General features: G+C 35.5%; 22 protein-coding genes. 12 read left to right on the top strand and 10 right to left on the bottom strand.

All coding sequences use genetic code 11. From position 1 onward, the window contains the following. Positions 1-219: 219 nt before the first annotated feature. Positions 220-1266, top strand: a complete 1047-nt coding sequence (locus AC0L3Q_RS01850) for a sensor histidine kinase (RefSeq protein ID WP_473284600.1) — start codon at positions 220-222, stop codon at positions 1264-1266. Beyond that, a complete protein-coding gene (locus tag AC0L3Q_RS01855) occupies positions 1256-1960 on the top strand; it encodes a LytR/AlgR family response regulator transcription factor (protein ID WP_473284602.1) in 705 nt (234 codons plus the stop codon). Before AC0L3Q_RS01850 ends, AC0L3Q_RS01855 begins: the two co-directional genes overlap by 11 nt. A gap of 3 nt (positions 1961-1963) precedes the next feature. Here AC0L3Q_RS01855 and AC0L3Q_RS01860 read toward each other — a convergent pair whose 3' ends face one another. Next, on the bottom strand, positions 1964-2836 hold the full coding sequence (locus AC0L3Q_RS01860; protein ID WP_473284604.1) for a hypothetical protein: 873 nt from the start codon (positions 2834-2836) through the stop codon (positions 1964-1966). Positions 2837-2880: 44 nt separating this feature from the next. Further along, the gene (locus AC0L3Q_RS01865; protein WP_473284606.1) at positions 2881-3357 is read right to left on the bottom strand and encodes a hypothetical protein; all 477 of its coding nucleotides are present in this window, start codon (positions 3355-3357) and stop codon (positions 2881-2883) included. Between the two features lie 92 nt (positions 3358-3449). Between AC0L3Q_RS01865 and AC0L3Q_RS01870 the strand changes: the two genes are divergently transcribed. The 3 genes from AC0L3Q_RS01870 (at position 3450) to AC0L3Q_RS01880 (ending at position 4918) form a co-directional block, all read left to right on the top strand. Further along, entirely contained in the window at positions 3450-3812 is a 363-nt protein-coding gene (locus tag AC0L3Q_RS01870; RefSeq protein ID WP_473284608.1) for a VOC family protein, read from the top strand. A 69-nt stretch (positions 3813-3881) separates the two neighbouring features. Further along, positions 3882-4547 (top strand): DUF2461 domain-containing protein, encoded by a 666-nt coding sequence (locus AC0L3Q_RS01875; protein ID WP_473284610.1) that lies wholly within the window; start codon positions 3882-3884, stop codon positions 4545-4547. A 2-nt stretch (positions 4548-4549) separates the two neighbouring features. After that, positions 4550-4918 (top strand): TfoX/Sxy family protein, encoded by a 369-nt coding sequence (locus AC0L3Q_RS01880; RefSeq protein WP_473284612.1) that lies wholly within the window; start codon positions 4550-4552, stop codon positions 4916-4918. 5 nt (positions 4919-4923) lie between these two features. Here AC0L3Q_RS01880 and AC0L3Q_RS01885 read toward each other — a convergent pair whose 3' ends face one another. Then, a complete protein-coding gene (locus AC0L3Q_RS01885; protein ID WP_473284614.1) occupies positions 4924-7707 on the bottom strand; it encodes a T9SS type A sorting domain-containing protein in 2784 nt (927 codons plus the stop codon). Positions 7708-8085: 378 nt separating this feature from the next. Between AC0L3Q_RS01885 and AC0L3Q_RS01890 the strand changes: the two genes are divergently transcribed. From AC0L3Q_RS01890 to AC0L3Q_RS01920, 7 genes are all read left to right on the top strand, one after another. After that, positions 8086-9303, top strand: coding sequence for an ABC transporter permease (locus AC0L3Q_RS01890; protein ID WP_473284616.1), 1218 nt, complete (start codon positions 8086-8088; stop codon positions 9301-9303). Continuing rightward, the gene (locus AC0L3Q_RS01895; protein ID WP_473284618.1) at positions 9300-9968 is read left to right on the top strand and encodes an ABC transporter ATP-binding protein; all 669 of its coding nucleotides are present in this window, start codon (positions 9300-9302) and stop codon (positions 9966-9968) included. The genes AC0L3Q_RS01890 and AC0L3Q_RS01895 overlap by 4 nt, the downstream gene beginning before the upstream one ends. A gap of 27 nt (positions 9969-9995) precedes the next feature. Further along, the gene (locus AC0L3Q_RS01900; RefSeq protein ID WP_473284620.1) at positions 9996-10382 is read left to right on the top strand and encodes a thiol-disulfide oxidoreductase DCC family protein; all 387 of its coding nucleotides are present in this window, start codon (positions 9996-9998) and stop codon (positions 10380-10382) included. Between the two features lie 75 nt (positions 10383-10457). Next, a complete protein-coding gene (locus tag AC0L3Q_RS01905) occupies positions 10458-12077 on the top strand; it encodes a helix-turn-helix domain-containing protein (RefSeq protein WP_473284622.1) in 1620 nt (539 codons plus the stop codon). Positions 12078-12276: 199 nt separating this feature from the next. Then, on the top strand, positions 12277-12444 hold the full coding sequence (locus tag AC0L3Q_RS01910) for a hypothetical protein (RefSeq protein ID WP_473284624.1): 168 nt from the start codon (positions 12277-12279) through the stop codon (positions 12442-12444). A 207-nt stretch (positions 12445-12651) separates the two neighbouring features. Continuing rightward, positions 12652-12828: a hypothetical protein gene (locus tag AC0L3Q_RS01915; protein WP_473284626.1), complete on the top strand. Its 177-nt coding sequence runs from the start codon at positions 12652-12654 to the stop codon at positions 12826-12828. A 123-nt stretch (positions 12829-12951) separates the two neighbouring features. After that, positions 12952-14172 (top strand): lanthionine synthetase C family protein, encoded by a 1221-nt coding sequence (locus AC0L3Q_RS01920; RefSeq protein ID WP_473284628.1) that lies wholly within the window; start codon positions 12952-12954, stop codon positions 14170-14172. Positions 14173-14269: 97 nt separating this feature from the next. On the opposite strand, the gene AC0L3Q_RS01925 is transcribed toward AC0L3Q_RS01920, so the two are convergent. The 7 genes from AC0L3Q_RS01925 to AC0L3Q_RS01955 form a co-directional block, all read right to left on the bottom strand. Further along, positions 14270-15580 carry a TlpA family protein disulfide reductase gene (locus tag AC0L3Q_RS01925; protein ID WP_473284630.1) on the bottom strand — a complete coding sequence of 437 codons (1311 nt, stop codon included), beginning with the start codon at positions 15578-15580 and terminating at the stop codon, positions 14270-14272. Between the two features lie 48 nt (positions 15581-15628). Further along, positions 15629-15853 carry a hypothetical protein gene (locus tag AC0L3Q_RS01930; RefSeq protein ID WP_473284632.1) on the bottom strand — a complete coding sequence of 75 codons (225 nt, stop codon included), beginning with the start codon at positions 15851-15853 and terminating at the stop codon, positions 15629-15631. Positions 15854-15880: 27 nt separating this feature from the next. Then, complete coding sequence (locus AC0L3Q_RS01935; protein WP_473284634.1) at positions 15881-16099, bottom strand: hypothetical protein; 219 nt, start codon at positions 16097-16099, stop codon at positions 15881-15883. 15 nt (positions 16100-16114) lie between these two features. Next, positions 16115-16357, bottom strand: coding sequence for a hypothetical protein (locus AC0L3Q_RS01940; RefSeq protein ID WP_473284636.1), 243 nt, complete (start codon positions 16355-16357; stop codon positions 16115-16117). A 35-nt stretch (positions 16358-16392) separates the two neighbouring features. Next, a complete protein-coding gene (locus AC0L3Q_RS01945; RefSeq protein WP_473284638.1) occupies positions 16393-17991 on the bottom strand; it encodes a vitamin K epoxide reductase family protein in 1599 nt (532 codons plus the stop codon). Positions 17992-18244: 253 nt separating this feature from the next. After that, positions 18245-18511, bottom strand: coding sequence for a hypothetical protein (locus AC0L3Q_RS01950; protein ID WP_473284641.1), 267 nt, complete (start codon positions 18509-18511; stop codon positions 18245-18247). 334 nt (positions 18512-18845) lie between these two features. Next, entirely contained in the window at positions 18846-19337 is a 492-nt protein-coding gene (locus AC0L3Q_RS01955; RefSeq protein ID WP_473284643.1) for a hypothetical protein, read from the bottom strand. Positions 19338-19583 lie beyond the last annotated feature (246 nt).

The raw sequence follows: 19583 nt of genomic DNA on the forward strand, positions 1-19583 counted from the left end.
TTGATTGATGATTGATACTCCTTTACGGGAGCTATATGAAAGTACTTCAGAATAAGTTACATTGAATGAATTTTATACAAGTTTCACAAAGAATTCTGCATACCTTTATGTTCCTTATGTCAACTGCCTAAATATGGTGTTTACATAAATTCAACCGATGTAGGCATAAAAATTTCAGAAGTTGAAAAGATATCCCATAGTTTTGAAGGTCATCAGTATATGCAGTTAAGGATAAAACATATTACCTATCATATTTTGTTCTGGGTGGTGGTAACCGCATCTTTTACCATCTCAGAATGGGGATATATGCATTCGTTTAAAGGAGCATTGATCTATGAACTTTTGGTGCTGCCATCCAGGTTCATTGCAGTCTACATCAATTGGTTTATTCTGATTCCGATGTTTTTGTATAAGAATAAATTATTGCCCTATTTTACCATTCTGATCTTGTTGTTGTTGGTTATTGCGGTGGGTCATCGGTATTTTGTATTGTATTGGGGGTTTCCCAAGTTTTTCCCACAATGGTTAGTAGGTCAGAAAATAGAGCCTTTGGTGTTTTCCAAAATAATTCAGGTAGTGCTTATCATTATATCACCAGTAGCATTTACCACGGGGTTTAAGCTTTTTATGGATTGGTATAAGCAACGACGAGAAACCGAAGTGCTCAAACAAGAAAAGACCAATGCCGAATTAAAGTTTTTGCGATCACAGACTAACCCTCACTTTTTGTTCAATACCCTGAATAGTATTTATGGTTTGGCTCTCGAGAAATCTGAAAAAACACCAAGCCTGATTCTTAAGTTATCGGATATTTTGAGCTATACCTTGTATGAGTCCAACACCAAACTGGTTTTGCTGACCAAAGAATTAAAACTGATCGAGAATATTATTGCGCTCGAAAAAGAGCGATACGAAAAAAGGGTAGTGATCGATTTTGAAGTGAGTGGCGAAACCGAAGGAATCAAAATCCCGCCCCTGATTCTTGTGCCTTTTATAGAGAATGCGTTTAAGCATGGTCTTAAAAACGAAGTGAAAAAAGGATGGATCAAGGTGAATATCGAGGTTAACAACAATGAGTTGTCTTTTAAAGCCGAAAATAGCATTTCAACGCAAGAAGAGGAAAACGCCTGTGGAGGGCTGGGGCTTCAAAATATTTGTCGCCGATTGGATTTGTTATATGGAGAGAACAAAAAGTTGATCATTGACAAAACCAATGATGCTTTTCGTGTAGATTTAACCATAAAACTACAGCAAGATGAAGCTTAAGTGTGTTATCGTAGATGATGAACCCATTGCACAAAACATAGTAAAGGGGTTTGTAGAAGATGTTCCTGATCTGGAAGTATTCGCCATTTGCGACAATGCCATGGATGCACTAAAAATCTTACAACAGCACACGATCGATATATTGTTTCTTGATATAGAAATGCCTAAGATAAGTGGTTTAAGCTTTTTAAAAACTTTAAATCATCCTCCTACAACCATTATTACTACTGCCTATAGAGAGTTTGCTCTAGAAGGATATGAGCTCGATGTTGCCGATTACTTACTAAAACCGTTTTCTTTTGAGCGATTCCTGAAGGCAGTAAATAAGGTAACTCGATCGGCAGAGACACCAGTAGTAGAAACTGCAGCTTGTAAAAAGACCTATGAGTATTTTAAAGTAGACCGAAAAAACATCCGCATAGACTATGATGATATTATTTATATCGAGGGATTAAGTAATTATGTAAAAATTCATCTCGAGGACAAACACTTTGTGGTTTATCACAAACTCATAGATTTACAAAAATTGTTGCCAAAAGAGGATTTTGTACGGATTCATAAATCATATATTGTTGCATTTGATAAGATCAAAGCATACGGTACTGATTATGTAGATGTGTTAGATACCCAACTCTCCATAGGAAATACGTATAAAGAAAACTTTATGAGAATGTTGTCTCAAAGACACTCCTGAGACTTAATGTTTTCTATGGATTGCCCAATCCTCAAAATCGATATAACCTAAAACATCTTCTGGAATCGGGTTGACAATTAGCTCTTCTTTTAATGTAATAAATGCCTTTCTTTTTTCTTGTGACGTATATTCTACTGTTTTTGATAAAAATTTCAGTAGAATCTTTTGGTAAGAAACTATGTTTTCTTGCTTTTTGAGATGTTTTTTGAAATTGTCGATTAAATACCGTAACGTGAATCCGTTTCCGAGTTCGTAATGTACTAAAAGATTCAGCCAATGGGTATACGTAATCAAATCTTTTCGATCTTTTTTGGTTTGACGATTTAGAATGGCATTGATCCAATGCAGGGATGTTTTGTAGTCGTTTTTGGTAAAATAAATAGCGGCAAATTGATAACTAAATGAAAGTCTGTAATTATTGGGAATAAGAGTAGCGTGCTGCGTCATAAATTCCTGTATTTCTTGAAGGACTTCATGAGTGGTGTGTAGTTCTTTTAGGTTTCGATGAATTTCTAGTTCTATGTTGTATAGTCGTAATTTTTCTTTAATCAATGCTGCGGAAGTCGTAGAAACTTGGGATGCTTTTTGTTTGATTAACAAGATGCGTACAAAGGCTTTTTTATATTCCTTTCTGAATACTAAAAAACCGAGTAAATTATTACAAACTGAAAAATACATCGGGAAAAACTCATGAAGCATTTCTGGATATTGTTCCCATTCTTTTATCAGATCTTCTAGAGTGCGTCTCGCTTTTTCCGGATCTTTGGACAGCAGGAATTTCCTGTATTTATGAAGGGTTTTGAGTGTTTTGTTTTGTAGAGAACCACTTTTTTTGTGTGAGAGCGAAAATTGAGTAGGGTCAATATTAGCGAGCAAGAGATCGATATATTCGTTGGTGGATTTTAGTGTTGTTTTTTGTTCTAGTATAATAGTACGAAGTGTTTCGAAATCCTGGGGATTAAGTGCCTGGTATACTTTTCTTTTCCAATCCTGGATATGAAATAATAAAGTGTCTTGCTGAAAACTTTTTGCTTTTTTTCTGCTCGTTTCAGTTCACTGTCGCAAATGGTGTATTGTCCTTTGTGAAATAAAATTTCCACATTACGAAGAATATCCAAAAGCTCTGTGTTTTTTGAAATTTTAGCATGATAATTCCGTAGCGATTGTAAAATACGATGTTTTAAATAGTTTTTTATAGTGGTAAGTTGATTGACAAAAGCTTTGTCCTTAAAAATGGTTTTTATTTCTTGTTCGTCGTATTCTTTTTGTGCTTCTATGGCATCAAACAAAACCAAATATTCTGCAGAGTCATTTCCTTGAGCACTGAGCTTAAAATAACGCTTTTCACTCTTAGATAAGGATTGGATAAGATAGAACAATTCTTCGCTTTTCTTCATTTTAGAAACCTATGTTTTTTCAAAAATATACTTTTTTTGAAACTTGTTATCCAATATCTTTGAGTAGTTATTAATCAAAAATCAACAATACTATGTCTAGTGCAATTAGCTGGTTTGAAATACCAAGCACCAATTTTGAAAGAGCAGTAAAGTTTTACAATGAACTTCTTAATGTAGAGTTACAACCCTTTGAAACTGAATTTAAAATGGCCTTTTTTCCATATAAAGATGGAGGAGTAGGAGGTTGTGTTACTCATGGCAATGGTAATCAACCATCTCAAGAAGGAACTTTTGCTTATCTTAATGGAGGAGAAGATCTATCGGTACCTTTAGCTAGAGTAGAAAAAGCTGGAGGTAAGGTCTTGATGCCAAAAACATCCCTTGGGGAGAATGGTTTTATGGCTATATTTCTGGATACGGAAGGAAATCGAGTAGCTTTTCATTCAATGAAATAATAAAGTTATTAGGTCTACCGGTCTTTACGTTTAAGGGTCGGTAGAGCTTTAGCATGTAAACCGTATATTATGCAGTATTTCACAGAAGATTTTATAAGCTTCTTCAAGGAGTTGGCGGCCAACAACCATAAAGAGTGGTTTCATGAAAATAAAAAGAGGTACGAATCAAGTGTCAAAAAACCATTTACTGTGTTTGTGGGTAAGATGATCGAAGAAATACATAAAGTGGATACAGATCTTATGATTGAACCCAAAGATTGTATTCTTAGAATTAACAGAGATATTCGATTTTCTAAAGACAAAACTCCTTATAATTTACATTATACCGCGTTTATTTCCAGAGGAGGGAAAAAGGATAAAAGTATTCCTGGTTTTTTTGTTCGATTTTCGCCAGAAATGGTTGGCATTATGGGAGGGTGTTTTGGTCCGGATAAGGAGCAACTTCTTAAGATTAGAACAAAAATCAAGGAGAATCCAAAAACGTTCCGTAAGCTTATCGAAGAGCAACAATTTATAGAACACTTTGGAGAGCTAAAAGGTGAGGCAATGAAGCGTATTCCTAAAGAATGGCAACAAGCAATAGAGAAGGAACCGTATATTGCGAATAAACAGTTTTATTTTGTGACCGAAAAACCATCGGATTTGATCCTAAGTGAGCGTTTGACTGAAGAACTGATGAGGTATTGGAAAATCATGCAGCCGCTAAATGACTATTTAACCAAAGCAATACAATAATTATGGCGTATAACGAATTTTTGGCAGACCGAATTCGTCAGATATTTAAGGAAGAACGTATTGGTTTCTTCGAGAAAAAAATGATGGGCGGTTTATGTTTTATGGTGGATGATAAGATGTGTTGCGGGATACATTTTGATAAAAAGAAAGAGATGGATTTGCTAATGGCCAGGATCGGACCCGATGCCATGAACGAAGCCATGCAAAAAGAAGGGTGTCTTCCTATGGATTTTACGGGAAGGCCCATGAAAGGTTTTGTCTTTGTCTCTCCAGATGGCTTTGATCTGGATGACGATCTTGAGTATTGGGTACAATTATGTCTTGCCTTCAACCCATTGGCAAAGAGTAGTAAAAGCAAAAAGAAATCATAAATCTTCTAGTTTCTTACCAACTTTCTAATTGTGGTGCCCTCTGAAGTTTCGATTTTCATAAAGTAAACCCCAGACTTCAATGTAGAAATATCTATGGAAGTATTAGTGGTCTCAAATACTTTTCTCCCGTGGTTATTATAAATGGTAATATCGATTACCGAGGGAAGGGTAACATGGATCATTCCTTCCGAAGGATTTGGATATAACTTAAAGTCAGACAAGCTGTTTGCGATATTGATAGTTACACATTCAGATCTGTTGGTACAACCATTTATGGTGATTTCTACGGCATAAGATCCATTTTCTGAAATGGTAAACGAAGCGTTGGTTTCGCCAGCCACTGGAGAGTCGGTATCACAATTTATCCATTGATACGTTGCTCCTTCCAAACTGTTTACTGAAATGGTTGATGAATCATTTTCAATAGCCACATTTGGAAGTGGATGGATCGTGATTTCTACCGAACTACTATTTGGGCAAAGACCAGCTGTGGTATACGTAATTGTATATGTGTCTGGAATACTATTAGCAAGGTCGATTACTCCTGTATCGGGATCAACACTTAACCCTGAGTCAGCACTAAAAGTTCCTCCTGTGGTTCCAGTAATTGTAGGTACAGGATTGGACTCGTTGCTACAATAGCTGTTGGCTGTATAACTGAATGTAGCATCCTCCTGTTGGAGAATAGTGATTTCTTGATCGCTACTGTTTGGGCATATACCAGATGTAGTATATGTTACTGTATAGGTATCTGGTGTACTATTAGTAATATCGATCACCCCAGTATCTGGATCAATACTCAATCCTATAGCAGAACTAAATGTTCCTCCAGAAGTTCCGGTAATTGTAGGTGTTGGATTTGCATCGTTACTACAATAGCTGCTGTCTGTGTAGTTGAAAGTAGCATCATGCTGTTGGAGAATAGTAATCTCCTGATCACTGCTGTTAGGGCATGTACCGCTGCTAGTGTAAGTGACTGTGTATGTTGCTGGCGTACTGGTTGCAAGATCAATTACCCCAGTATTCGGATCAATACTCAATCCTGTAGCAGCACTAAAGATTCCTCCTGAGGCTCCTGTAATTGTAGGTGCTGGATTGCTATCATCACTACAATAGCTACTGTCTGTATAGCTAAATGTAGCATCATCTTGTTGGATGATGGTGATTTCCTGATCACTGTTATTTGGACATGTACCAGATGTAGTATAGGTCACTGTATACACATTAGGTGTACTATTGACAATGTCTATCACTCCTGTGTCTGGGTCAATACTTAATCCCGAGGTAGAACTGAATGTTCCACCTGTAGTTCCTGTAATCGTTGGTGTTGGATTTGCATCGTTACTACAATAGCTACTGTTTGTATAGTTGAACGTAGGGTCATCTTGCTGGATAATGTTGATTTCCTGATCACTACTGTCTGGGCAAGTACCATTGGTAGTATAGGTAACGGTATATGTATTTGGAGTACTGTTTGCAATATCAATCACTCCAGTATCTGGATCAATGCTTAATCCAGAGGTAGCGCTGAATGTTCCACCTGTTGTTCCTGTAATAGTAGGAGATGGGTTGGAGTCGTTTGAACAATAATCAGTATCAGGATAGCTAAACGTAGGGTCATCTATTGCATTAACCGGAATCGTAATTTCTACACAAATGGCTGTACTTTCATCAATACAGGTCAAATCTCCGTCTTCTCCTCTAATGTAATAGGTAGTTCCAGGTGCGGTAGGCGTTACTTCAAAAGTAGAAGTGTTTGTAGTCGTTGTTCCCAAAAGAGTACCTCCGCAAGAATCTGTGTAAATCGACCAGGTAGAAGCAATATTAAGGTCTCCAGAAATAGTAATTGTAGAAGTTTCTCCCTCGCAAGTCACTGGTGTAGCAGTTACCACCGGAGTGCTAGGTGCAACACAAACAGGTACTTGTCTGAACCATGCAAATCTGGCTACATTAAAGCTTCCTAAAATAGCATCTTTTAGACCGTCACCATTTACATCTCCAAAGTCTATGGTTGCGAAACTTCCGATTTCTCCTCGGGTCAATTCACCGTTAAAAAGTAGTTGCGGGTCATCAAATTGTGGTTCCGTTGCGGTCCCTATGTTTTCAATCCATCTCACAAAACCGGTATCGATCATAAAAAACATATCAAAATCCCCGTCTTTGTCAAAATCTTCAAAAACAGGCACGGGAACATCCATATTGGTATAGGCATCCTCATCACTCCATGGGCTATCGGCTTCAGACTGGCGTTCGAAAACAGGATTTTCCGGGTCACCCGTATTTAGGAAATAGGTAAGTTTATCGCTTCCTAATGCCACCAAATCCAGATCGGTGTCATTGTCCAGGTCTACAAAACCCAAACCAGGGAATTCGGCTACTTCAATGTCGTTTAACCCAGGGATTCCTTCAGGAACATATTCAAAGACCGGAGTTTCTGGAGTACCTACATTTCGATAAAACAAAATGTCATTATTTCGATCACCTTCATAGTCATAATCGGTACCAATAAACAGATCCAGATCTTCGTCATTATCAATATCTACTAGCTGAGGTCTATTTTGATTTCTAAAGGGGTTATCTCGATCAATCCAAAGCGTATCCAAGGTCGGTATCGAAGCTGCTACCCAATTAGGCGCAGTTGGCGTCCCATCGTTTTCATAATAATGTACGGTACCTCCCTGGCTTCCAGAGATAAAATCCAAATCATCATCTCCATCCAAGTCTCCTAGTACGGCAGATTGCAAACGGCCAAAAGTAATTGGTGTGCTTGGGATATCAGCTACGTCCAATCCAGCAGGCTCTGGACCTGGTCCGGTAGAAGTACCGTCTGGATTGTTTAGTAAATTTCCTCCTCTAAACTCCCAGCTGATATAATCGGCTTGTGCAGACAGAAATTGCCCACCAATAAAAAAATTAAAAAACAGCGTAATAGTTTATCCATAACTATAGATTTAATTTTCAAAATAATTCTGATTAACAACGGGGGAAGAAATAATTAACGCATCAATATTACGTGATAACCGTAGTGCAAAAGTAATAATTTGATTATTCCTAACAATATAAAATCAAAGTTAATGTATATTTATTAGCGACATAGAAATTAATTGTATTTAAATAGCATAGAAATGTCACTGTAATCTATAGAAAACTTACCCGACCTAACAGATATGTCTACACCAATATATTCTAAAACCAACCTATTTATCGCATGGCAATATTTGTCTGCGCGTAAGAAGCAAAGTTTTTTGGCGATGTTGGGAGTCATGCTGGGGGTAACAACCTTTATTGTTATGATCAACTTTATGACTGGGGTGAATGATTTTTTAGATGATGCTGTTTTTAATGGAAGTCCAGATATTATTGTTTCTTCAAAAACTAAAGCAGAGTCATCAAAACAAGTTTTTGGAAATCAACTAAAAACTATTGCTGATGTACCGAGTATAGACAATCTCCTTTCAAAAAATGAAAATGTACAGTCTTTTGCACATCAATTGATTACTCCAGCTATTTTGGTCAGTAGCACTACACAATTGCCAGGGAGTATTAATGGAGTATTCCCGAATCAGGAACAACATATGGTCGATCTGGAACGGCGATTGATAGAAGGGAATGGGTTTCAGAGCTTATTAGAAGAAAATTCTATCCTATTAGGCATAAGTTTAGCGAATCGATTGAAAGTATCTGTCGGAGACGAGCTTAAAATGATTCTTCCCAATGGTGAAAATGCGAAACTTAAAGTATCCGGGATTTTTAGTTTTGGAATTACTACGATAGACAATGTACGAACGTATTTTTCTGCTTCAACTTTACAAAAATTATTGAATCAGGATCAAAAAATAACCCATGTACATGTCAAATTAAAAGACCGCGATGATGTAAGTTTAATACATCAAATAGTCGAACAAATAGCATCAGTTGCTGCCGAAGATTGGAAAGACAGTAATAAAACCATTGTTATAGGAAATAAGGTACGAGATATTCTAACCTGGTCAGTTTCTTTTGCTTTGTTGTTGGTTGCAGGTTTCGGGATTTTTAATATCCTGAACATTACGGTGATTCAGAAAAGAAAAGACATCGCGGTATTAAAAACCATGGGATATTCTAGTAAGGATATCGTTTTTATCTTTTTGGTACAATCCCTAATCATAGGACTGATAGGCGCGATACTAGGATTGTTGTTTGCCTATGTAATTTGCTATATGATTTCTACAACACCATTAGACACATCAGATTTTATCATTGTAGAAACATACCCCATTAATTTTAAGCCCATTTATTTCTGTATGGGATTTGCCTTTGGTGTATTGACCACGATTTTGGCAGGATATATCCCCTCAAAAAAAGCGAGTAAAGTAGACCCGGTAACCATTATCAGAGGATTATGATCATTAAAGCTTCACATATCGATAAGTATTTTGATCAGCCAGAACGGCATCAGGTATTGCATGGAGTTTCTCTGGAAATAGCTCAAGGAGAGTTGGTTTCGATCTATGGAGAATCAGGCAGTGGTAAATCGACTTTGTTGTATATACTTTCGACTTTGGACACCGATTTTGAAGGAATACTACAGATAAAGGATCAAAACATCAAAGACTTATCGGCGGGAGATCTTACCGATTTTAGAAATCAACATATCGGTTTTGTATACCAGTTTCATTATTTGTTGCCAGAGTTTGATGTACTGCAAAACATCATACTACCTGCCATGAAGATGGGTGCCAAAACCAAAGAAGAAATCAAAGAAGATGCACTGTTACTTCTAGAAGAAGTAGGCATGCGGGAGTTTGCCAAGCGTCCTTCGTATCAATTATCTGGAGGACAACAACAACGGGTAGCCATAGCAAGAGCATTAATTAATAATCCTGATTTGATTGTTGCCGACGAGCCTACTGGGAATTTAGATCAAAAAAACACGGAAATGGTCTTTGATTTGCTTAAAAAAATCACCGAAGAAAAAGGGAAAACGGTGATCATGGCAACCCATAATTCAAAAATTTATCAAAATTCTCACCGTGCCATTGAAATGATTGACGGATCCGTTCGACTATAGATGCATAACAAGTTAAAAACCAATGTTATGGAAAATCTAGCAAATAAAAGTGTAATTATATTCGACGGCGAGTGCAACCTATGTAATGGGGTTGTAGGGTGGTTATTAAAATTTGCCCCAGAAGAGATTTTTCAGTTTACACCTTTTCAATCTCCACAAGGTCAAGCCTACCTCAAACAGTATGGATATCCATTAGAGCAATTAGAAACGGTAATTCTTATCGATCAAAATGGAGCACATACCCATTCTGACGGGTTTTTAAAAATTGTTTCCAAAATCCCAAGATGGAAATTAGCTGCTGCATTATTGGCTTTTGTGCCTAGAATGATTAGAGACGGGATTTACAAAATAGCTTCCAGAAATAGAGTACGATGGTTTGGACAATCCAGCAGTTGTACGATTACTTTTAGATAAACCTTAGGCCAGCCCCAGCGTTTTATCATCAAAAAGTAAATTCTTACTTTTGAATATTCACATCAACACAACATCATGCTGGGCTCCTCTATACGGTTTGTATACCTCTTTTCTTACCTGTTATTCCTGATTTTGGGAATACACCATACCGCTGCACAAACCCAAACCCTGGAGTTAGCAGAACAGTATTATCAAAAAGGAAGAGCACTTTATTATGAAGAAGCGTATGAAGAAAGTATTGCCATTCTGGATAAGGTAGAAAAGATTGCCATAGAATTAGATGATAAGGTATTACTATGTAAGGCATCCACGGCTAAAGGAACCTCTTACTTGATGAATGACCAAAATCAAAAAGCGCTTGATGCCTATTATAAAGCCATAGAGATTTCGAAAGAACTTAAGGATTATGATAGAGAATTAGTAGCTAACTCAGGATTGGTATTGGTGTATAAAAAGACCAATCAATATGATAAAGCGCTAGCACTTTCCAGAGAAATTTTACAATTTATAGACAAATCCTCTTACAAGAATACCAAAAATCATGTTAGAACCATCACCGTTAGTATTGAAGTGTATTTGGATACCGAAGAATACGACTCGGTATTACACTATGCAGAACAGGGGATCGCTCTTAGTAAATCACTTGACTACAAAGAAGGGTTGGTGGATTTGTATATAAAAAAAGGAGTGGTTTTTTATCACCAAGATCAATATGAAGATGCTTTGAATATTTTATTTAAGGCAGAAGAAATTTTACAAACCAACGAGGTTAACAATAGTTTCTATCCTACGATCAACTGTGCTTATTTTATCGCCAGTTGCTATTACAAACAAGGATTATATGATCAAGCTATAAAAAGATTGCTGGATAACATCAAAGCTTCAGAACAAAAAGATTTGTTTAATCTACCTGTGCTACAATCTAATTTATTACTTGCCAATTGCTATGCTGCTCAAGAGGATTTTGAAAATGCGCTATTGTGGAATACTAGATATGTAGAACTTAATGAAGCTAACCAAAAGCGGAAAACAGCCACCATCAACAAGATCTACCAAAAAGAAGCGCAGCTATTGCAAAAGGGCATCGTAGATTTACAAGATGCACATCGCAAAAATGAACGGATCAAGACCTATGTGTATATCCTTGCGGTATTGCTGTTTGTAGCACTTTTAATTGGAACCGTACTTTATTTCAAAAAACAAAAAACTTATAAATCCAGATTTGATAATCTGTTGCAAAAAATCAATGACTTAGAAGCCAAGGAACAGGAAGCTGAAGATAAAAAGGACATTACAAAGCCGATTATCATTGATGATGAAAAGATCACCCATATCCTAAAAGGATTAGAACGATTAGAAGCGCAAGAATATTATTTACGATTGGATTGTAATTTGCGTTCGGTGGCCAAAAAAGTAAAAACCAATTCTACCTACTTATCAAAGATTGTAAACATACATCAGCAAAAGAATTTTAACGAGTATATACGAGATCTTCGGATCGATTATGTATTGAAGAGATTGAAAAATGACAAAAAATTCAGATCCTTCTCCATCAAATCTATTGCTAATGAGATTGGGTATAAAAGTGATTATTCATTTGCCAAACACTTTAAAGCCAAGACGGGTTTAAATCCATCTTACTATATCAAGAACTTGCAAAAGCAGGAAAAAAGTTTAGAAAATATGGTGCCCTAGATTAAAAAAATCAAATAATATCGAAGGGTTTTTACTTGAATTTTTAAACGCTGTTTATGCTCCCCTATTTTAAACAAATTAGGGCGATCTAATTACTAATAATGGGTATAAAAAATTATATTCAAACCGCTATAGCACTATATCTGTGTTATAGTAAACACTCATAGTACGACTAATTTTTAATCAAAGTAAAACTAGTATGAAAACTCAATCACAAAACAAGATGGGACTTAAAAAGCTTACCATCGCTAGTATCAACACAAACGTTTTAAATAAAATAAAAGGTGGGAGCAGTGTTCCTACAAGTGAGGATATTTTTCAACCTACCGTAAGAAATCTTGGTGGACCGTGTGTACATATTCCATAGGCTAATAACGTACTAAAAAAGACCTGCACTACTGCAGGTTTTTTTATACCCAGATTTGTTTAAACTAGGGTAGTGATGCTTTTATAGGGTCGTCTAAGCTAATACCTTTATAACAAGATCGATGTGCAGAGTTATTTGTGCCAGATCTTGTATAGGGGAAGCCGAAAACCTTAAACAGAGTAGGTATACTTATAAAACTTTATTCACATGAAAAAATCGCTAAAAGGTCTTGGACTAAAAAAGGAAGTGATTAGCAAATTACAACAAGACAGTGTAAAAGGAGGATGGCATCCAACAGCCATGTGTAATCCGGGAGAGACTGTTTTTTGTATTACTAATGGAGCTTTAAATACATGCCCTCCTCCGGGAGCACAATGCTTCTAGTTGGGCATAATCATATGAGAGTTTGAGTGATTTTCTATACCAGGAGATCATTTGGTTTTCAACTATGAGTGGAAGCTGCCTTGATCGGGCAGCTTTTTTATCTGTACGAAGTAAAACATATCCATGCACAAAGAATCAATTGTATACGATAAACTAGCTCAAATACATAGGACTTTAACAAAAAATGAAAGTCAAAAAGAAGACATCGGGGTGCTATCTGGGGATGCGGGGATTGCCCTTTTTCATTTCTATTATTCCCGATTGATGAATGATGCCTCGATTGCAGATGATGGTGTAGCAATACTTACTTCTATAATCGAAAAGATCAATAATGGATATAACTTTTATACCTATTGTTCGGGGATTGCCGGAGCTGCATGGGCGATTCAGTTACTAGAGCAAGAGGATTTTGTAGATCTGGATTGCGATGCTCTATTAGGAGAGCTGGATTTATTTTTATTCCCATCCGTACAAGGACTGCAGCATGATCCTAATTTTTACGATTTTTTGCATGGTATTCTGGGGATTGCCTATTATTTTTTGAAACGCTACGAGTGTACGACCTCATCTTTATTAAAAGAACGATACCGAACCATTTTGTTGGATGTCCTAAGGCTACTGGATCAAAAAGCCATTATCAAAGGGAATACGATCAAATGGGAATCGTATTTGGAACGTGATAAAGGCATAAAAGGATATAATTTGGGGCTATCTCATGGGATTCCCAGTATTATTAATTTTTTATCGCGATTGGTCGTTCATAAAGATTTTGAAACACCTGCTAGCAAACTACTGAACGGCGCTCTAAACTTTGTGCTGGAATTTAAAAATAAGGATGTCGGGAGTGATATAACATTTCCCAGTTGGGTGACTAGTAATGGCGAAAAGAATGAACACTCCAGATTAGCTTGGTGTTATGGGGATTTGGGGGTTGGCATCACTTTATGGAAAGCAGGGACCGTATTACAAAGTGAAAAATATAAAGAAGAAGCCATTGCAGTGCTTACCAAATCTACGAATCGTCGCGATCTTAAAGAAGTGAGTGTCGAGGATGCAGGCCTATGTCATGGGGCTTATGGTGTAATGCATATGTATGAATGTATGTACAGAGAGACTGGGGTAAAAGTATTTCAAGAGTCGGCCGATTTTTGGTTGGATCAAGGGTTAAAAATGGCTATACATACTGATGGTCTTTCCGGATATATGAAATGGCAAGGCGGTGATCAGGCAGGTTGGAAACCAGAGATTAACCTATTGGGAGGAATCTCTGGGATAGGTCTGGCGATGATCTCGTACTTGTCACCTTTTGATACTAAGTGGAATGAGTGTCTGTTGATTGGGTAAAGTTTTAGAAGTAACCAGAGAATAAACTGATAATCGTATCCGTTTATTCTCACATTACTTTACCTAGTTATCAAAATTCTTATGTAATAAACCAAAGTTATTGGTGATTGTTTATTATTTTCTCTATCTTTTCTAATCCAGGTCTTCCCGTATCTCTATATATAATTTCTAAATCTTTGTTAATTAATATAAATGTAGGATACGCTTCTATAGCAAAGTTTTTGATTAATGAGGGTTTCTTTTCTGTACCGCTTTTTGCGTTACCCTGCACAAAAACATGATCCCAATCCATTTTATGCTTATTGATATATTTTAACAAAGGCTCTATTTTCCTGTCATAGGCTACACTAAGTAATGATAAATTATCATACTGTTTGGACATTCGCACTAAATCAGGAGTCAGTTCTTTACAAGGCCCACACCAGGTTCCCCAAAAATCAATTAACACATATTCCTTATCCTTTAAGAGATCACTTATTTTTCTTTCATATCCGGTAATACTTTTATACACAAAATCTACTGACTTTTCTCCTTTGAGATATCCCCATTTAGGAGCTTTAATATTTAACTTTTTTATAAATAAAGTGTCCCATATAGGAGTAATACTATCAATGACATAATATAAACCTTCTAAATTAACGCTGTCTTTCATCCTATAATAGCGTTCATTAGCAACATGATGCCCATCTTTATAAAATGCTATTCTAGGCTTGTTAAATCCTTTGGTTACATTTACAACATATTCTTGCTGTTCTAAATTTAATTTACCTCTCCAATCAATCTGATAATATAATTTAGTATCAAAAATATCATTAATTATTCTTGGCCCTGCTTTTTCAATTTGTTCTTTACTCCAATATTTTTGATGATCTAATTTGTAGGGTATAGGCTTTACTTTAAGCTGTTTTTTTGAAATGCCTTTACCGTCAAAATCATCATAAGTTATAGTAACAAAAGGAACACTATTTTTTATTGCAGGTTCATCAAAAATACGGTGCTTAAAATCTTGATTTAAATAAACTATAGTATCATCTTTAAAAGAATAATTATTATTTGCGTCAACTACTATAAACTGCTTATCGTTCCTGTATCCATTCACTACGTAAACACCTCTTTTTAAAGAATCAATGGAATAGGTCAAACTATCTAATAATTTTGTCTCATGCAAAGCTTTTAGTTTTCTCCGGCTTAAAAAATCTACATAACGAATATCTAAAGTATCGGCTTGTGGTAAGTCTATTAAAAAAGATGGTAAAGAGTCAAATCTTCGTGAAGGTTGATAAGTCCCGGCTTTTTGATTTAATACATTTTTTGCCTGATTCTCTTTTAAAACAATTGTATGAGTCAAACTTTTTTCTTGACAAGAAGTGAGAATAAATAATAAACTAACAACAAATAAGTATTTCATAATAATAAAATTTAATAAGGAGTGCTTACGCACCCCTTAAATTTATGATTATGCTCCTGCACAATCAACTTTCATAATATCAGTTTGACAACCTACATCGTCTATGGCATTACACCAGCTACCTGTACAAACGACTGCTTGACCTGTAGAACAACTAGCAATACAGGAAGCACCTGAATTTCCATCTAAATCAGAATGTTGTTCTCCACCTCCTTTTACATTTTTAAGGCTTTCTCTAGACAACAATTGTGCGTTTTCAATTTTAAAATTCATAATCAAATATAATTAAAGTTAAATATTTCAACAAGCGTGTAAGGTAACACCGGGTTCAACACCGCAACCTACTAGATCGGTCGCCCAACAATCACCACCTTGGCAAACTGCTGCTGATCCATTACCACAATCAGCAACACAAGAAGCAAAATCTGTTTTCCCATCTAAAGAAGAGTATTGCTCACCTCCTCCAAAAATGTACTTCAGTTGATCTCTGTCTAATCTATTTTTTTTCAAGTTTTTCATAATATAAAATTTAAGTTATGCTACAATACAATCTTGGTGTTCAAGATCACTTTTACAACCCACATCGTCAGTAGCTACACAGTTTTTACCACTACAAGTTACAGGCTCTGCATTGGTGCAACTAGCAGTGCAACCAGCTACAACATCTCCATCGAGAGTTAAATGCACTTCACCTCCTCCACTTACGTTTTTAAGGTGTTCTCTTGATAACAATTGAGTATCTTCAATTCCCATCAAATTCAAAAAATCTGAATTCATAAATATTAAATTTAAATTAAACAATGATTTACTTTTTAAATCAATACATCTAATAAATCCTTAACCGTGTATTCAGTAGGCAGAACATAGTTGTTGATGTATATCGTAGGAGTGTGTGTTATTTTCTCTTTTTTGCACCAATCAAACATTTCTTGAAGTTTTTGAGTTTGTTGATCGAGTTCCCCGTTTAAAGGATATTTCTTAGCATACAACTCGTAATCTTTATGCTCGTTCAGGTACCAATCATCAAGAGCTTTATGGACAAGCTCTGTGTTCGATAATGCCATTAAATGCCTTGCAGGTAAAGAGTTTTTATTTTCTTTTTTTGGGCTGGAGGTAAAAATAATTTGTAATTGTATTTTTCCTGATTTCACCAATTTCTCTAATATAGGATGTGCTTGAGCACAAGGGTTACAATAAGGATTACAAACTTTGGTGACTTTATAAGGAGCATTATTACTACCTAACAATATTCCTAAATCTGTCGAGCTGTGTTCCATCGATTTTGTAGTGGATAGCAGTCCCTGGAAAACACTGGGATTGTTTTTAAACTTATTGAAACTTCTTTGTATAATTTGTTTGCGTTTTTGATCTAATAGAATCGGCTTTACACTCTTCCAGGTTAATATGATTGTAGAAAAAAGAGCTACAAACACAACGATATCCCTAATGGAAAACATTGGGTAATAGTTGGCAGTCGTAACAGAAAGCATAAATTCTCCAAACAAAACAGATTGAATAGCAATACACATGGAGCACCATTGTTTTATCTTAAAAAACTGATACCACAATGAGAAAATAATTACAGGTAAGGAAAGTATGCCTAGAATGTTTACTATTGAAAGAGCACTTAGGTTTGAGCCAAAAATAAGTAGATAAATAAAAGTACTTGCAAAATACGCAAACCCTATTTCGCTCCAATTCAAAAGATTTCCTATGATTTGGGAAGGCTTAGAACTCAGAACCGCATCACAATTTACTTTTTTACTGGCAGAGCAAAATTGTTTTACAACAGGATTATGTTTATCGACCTCGTACCAAAGTAAAACAAGACTTATGAGTATTCCAATAATTTTAAGAACAGTCAATGATAGATAGATAATAAGATGATTGGTAGTGTCTATTTTAAAAGATGATGTTACAATCCAAAAAATAACAGCAACACTAATAAAAGATGCTAACGCAATGTTCAACCTTTTCAGAACTACATTTTCTCTATATTTTTCTTCACCCGATTTTTCATTAACATTTGCAAATAATACGACACCGGTCCAAACCTCTATAAATTGATTTGTGGACAATGAAGTGTATTTGTTTTGTTGATCATAAAATTTTATCTCTTCATTATTTATTTTATCAATGACGATAAAATAGTCTTGACCATTTTTATGTATTTGAGCTAAAAAAGGATCTTCTGCCGTACTTATTTGATCGAAGTTAATTTTTGCAGGAATTACTTGAATATTCCAGCTTTCTAAAGCATCCGAAATAGATAACAGAGATGGGTGATTAGGATGCTCTAAAATTTTGTCTTTTATAGTTTTTAAAGAAACTTTAACCTGTAGTAATCGAGTAAGTTTCGAAGTAACCAAAACACAATTATCATAAGAGTAAGATGAGAAAGAAAAACTCATAATATTTTCATTTGTTATTATTAGACATACGATTGTAATCCATTTAGAATCACATTTAAAAACAAATGGGCTTAGGTAGGATAAGAACCCATTGATGCGGCTTACATAAAGTTAGAACAGTACTCCTTAGAACAACATTCACAATACATTATGAATTTTTTTACTCTTTGAATACGTTGTGGCGAGATAACTTTTGTATCACAATACTACAACACGTGAGTTTCATTTTTTGAAACTCAAAAAAATATTTTAATTAAGTACTGGAAGACATTGTGTTTTTTGGATCTTTGTTATAGAATCCAAATTGAAAATGTACACTTTCTTTGTACACAAAGCTTTCTCTGTAATAGTCATATGCTACTGGTGCATCTAGAGCTTTCATGGTATTGATTAATCGATATAAAGAGCTTTTAGAAATTCCTAATCGTTTTGACAAATATTCTGGGCATCCTGTAGCTTCCAATCGTATGAGTTGATCGATACGAGCTATAAGTTGTACTTGTTTAATAATCAAATTCATTCTGTTTCTTTTTATTGCTGATTTTTGACGCAAGTGACGATGTGTTTACCCTACTTGATAAGTACCCCTCCCCACTTGTATATGTAGTTTGGGGTACTATAACTGTTAAAGATTCACGTAAGTTTGTCAGATATGGTGCTAAATGTGTAGAAGTACCCAGTAACTTTGTCACAAGACACTTTATACCGGTAGATTTGCCCACTACAATTACAGGGTGGTTATACATCATTACTATCTGATTGCTCAATAATTGTGAGTAGTACTACTTTTAGGAACTGCTCGTATTCATTTTTGGATCGATACTGCTCACTTTTGCCTGATCTACTAGAAATGCTTAGGTAGTAGATGGTTTTTCTTCTGTAGGCTTTGGGGTATTTGTCGTTTGTGTAAAACGTGCTTTTAATAACTCATGAGCACTTTGCGCTCCTTCCATAGGCATTTTGCGAGCGGCATCAGCCAAGTTGTAGACCGATAGTGCTACTCGATATACCTCGCTACCAGCAATCATTTGAGTATCTTTCATTTGGCGAAGTAAGCTTTCTAGTTCCAGGATGATAGGGTCTAATTGTTCAAAGAGTTTTAAATCCTTTTTTGCTTCGATAGCATCAAGGGCTTCGGGTATCCATTTGGGTTTTCCTTCCAGGATATGGATGCTGTCTTCAGCAAAAATTTTATTGGCGCTATTGATCTTTGGTAAGCTTTTACGCTCATTAGGGGTAAGATTTTGTAAAAAATCAAATTCGCTTTTTAGTTGACTGATATTTTGTTGTATAGCCATTACCTCTTCTTCAGTAAGTACTTTACTAATCCTATTGTTTTCCTTCATTACATTTGTTGTTTTAAAAGATTAAGTATGAATTGCATGGCCATGCTATTTATAATCAAAAGTATACCGAACAGGAGGTAGGATACAAGTAAAGCAAGTCGGATTTTATAAAATCCGACTTGCTACAATAAGTGTTAAAAATTTGATTTTAAATAAGTTATCATTTATAATTTAATTCAAATTGAATATGTATTTTTGATAGTGTAATTACTTTGATTTATGACATTTGTCTTCAGAAACATTTCA

The sequence above is a fragment of the Aquimarina sp. KJ22-3 genome (assembly GCF_055808215.1).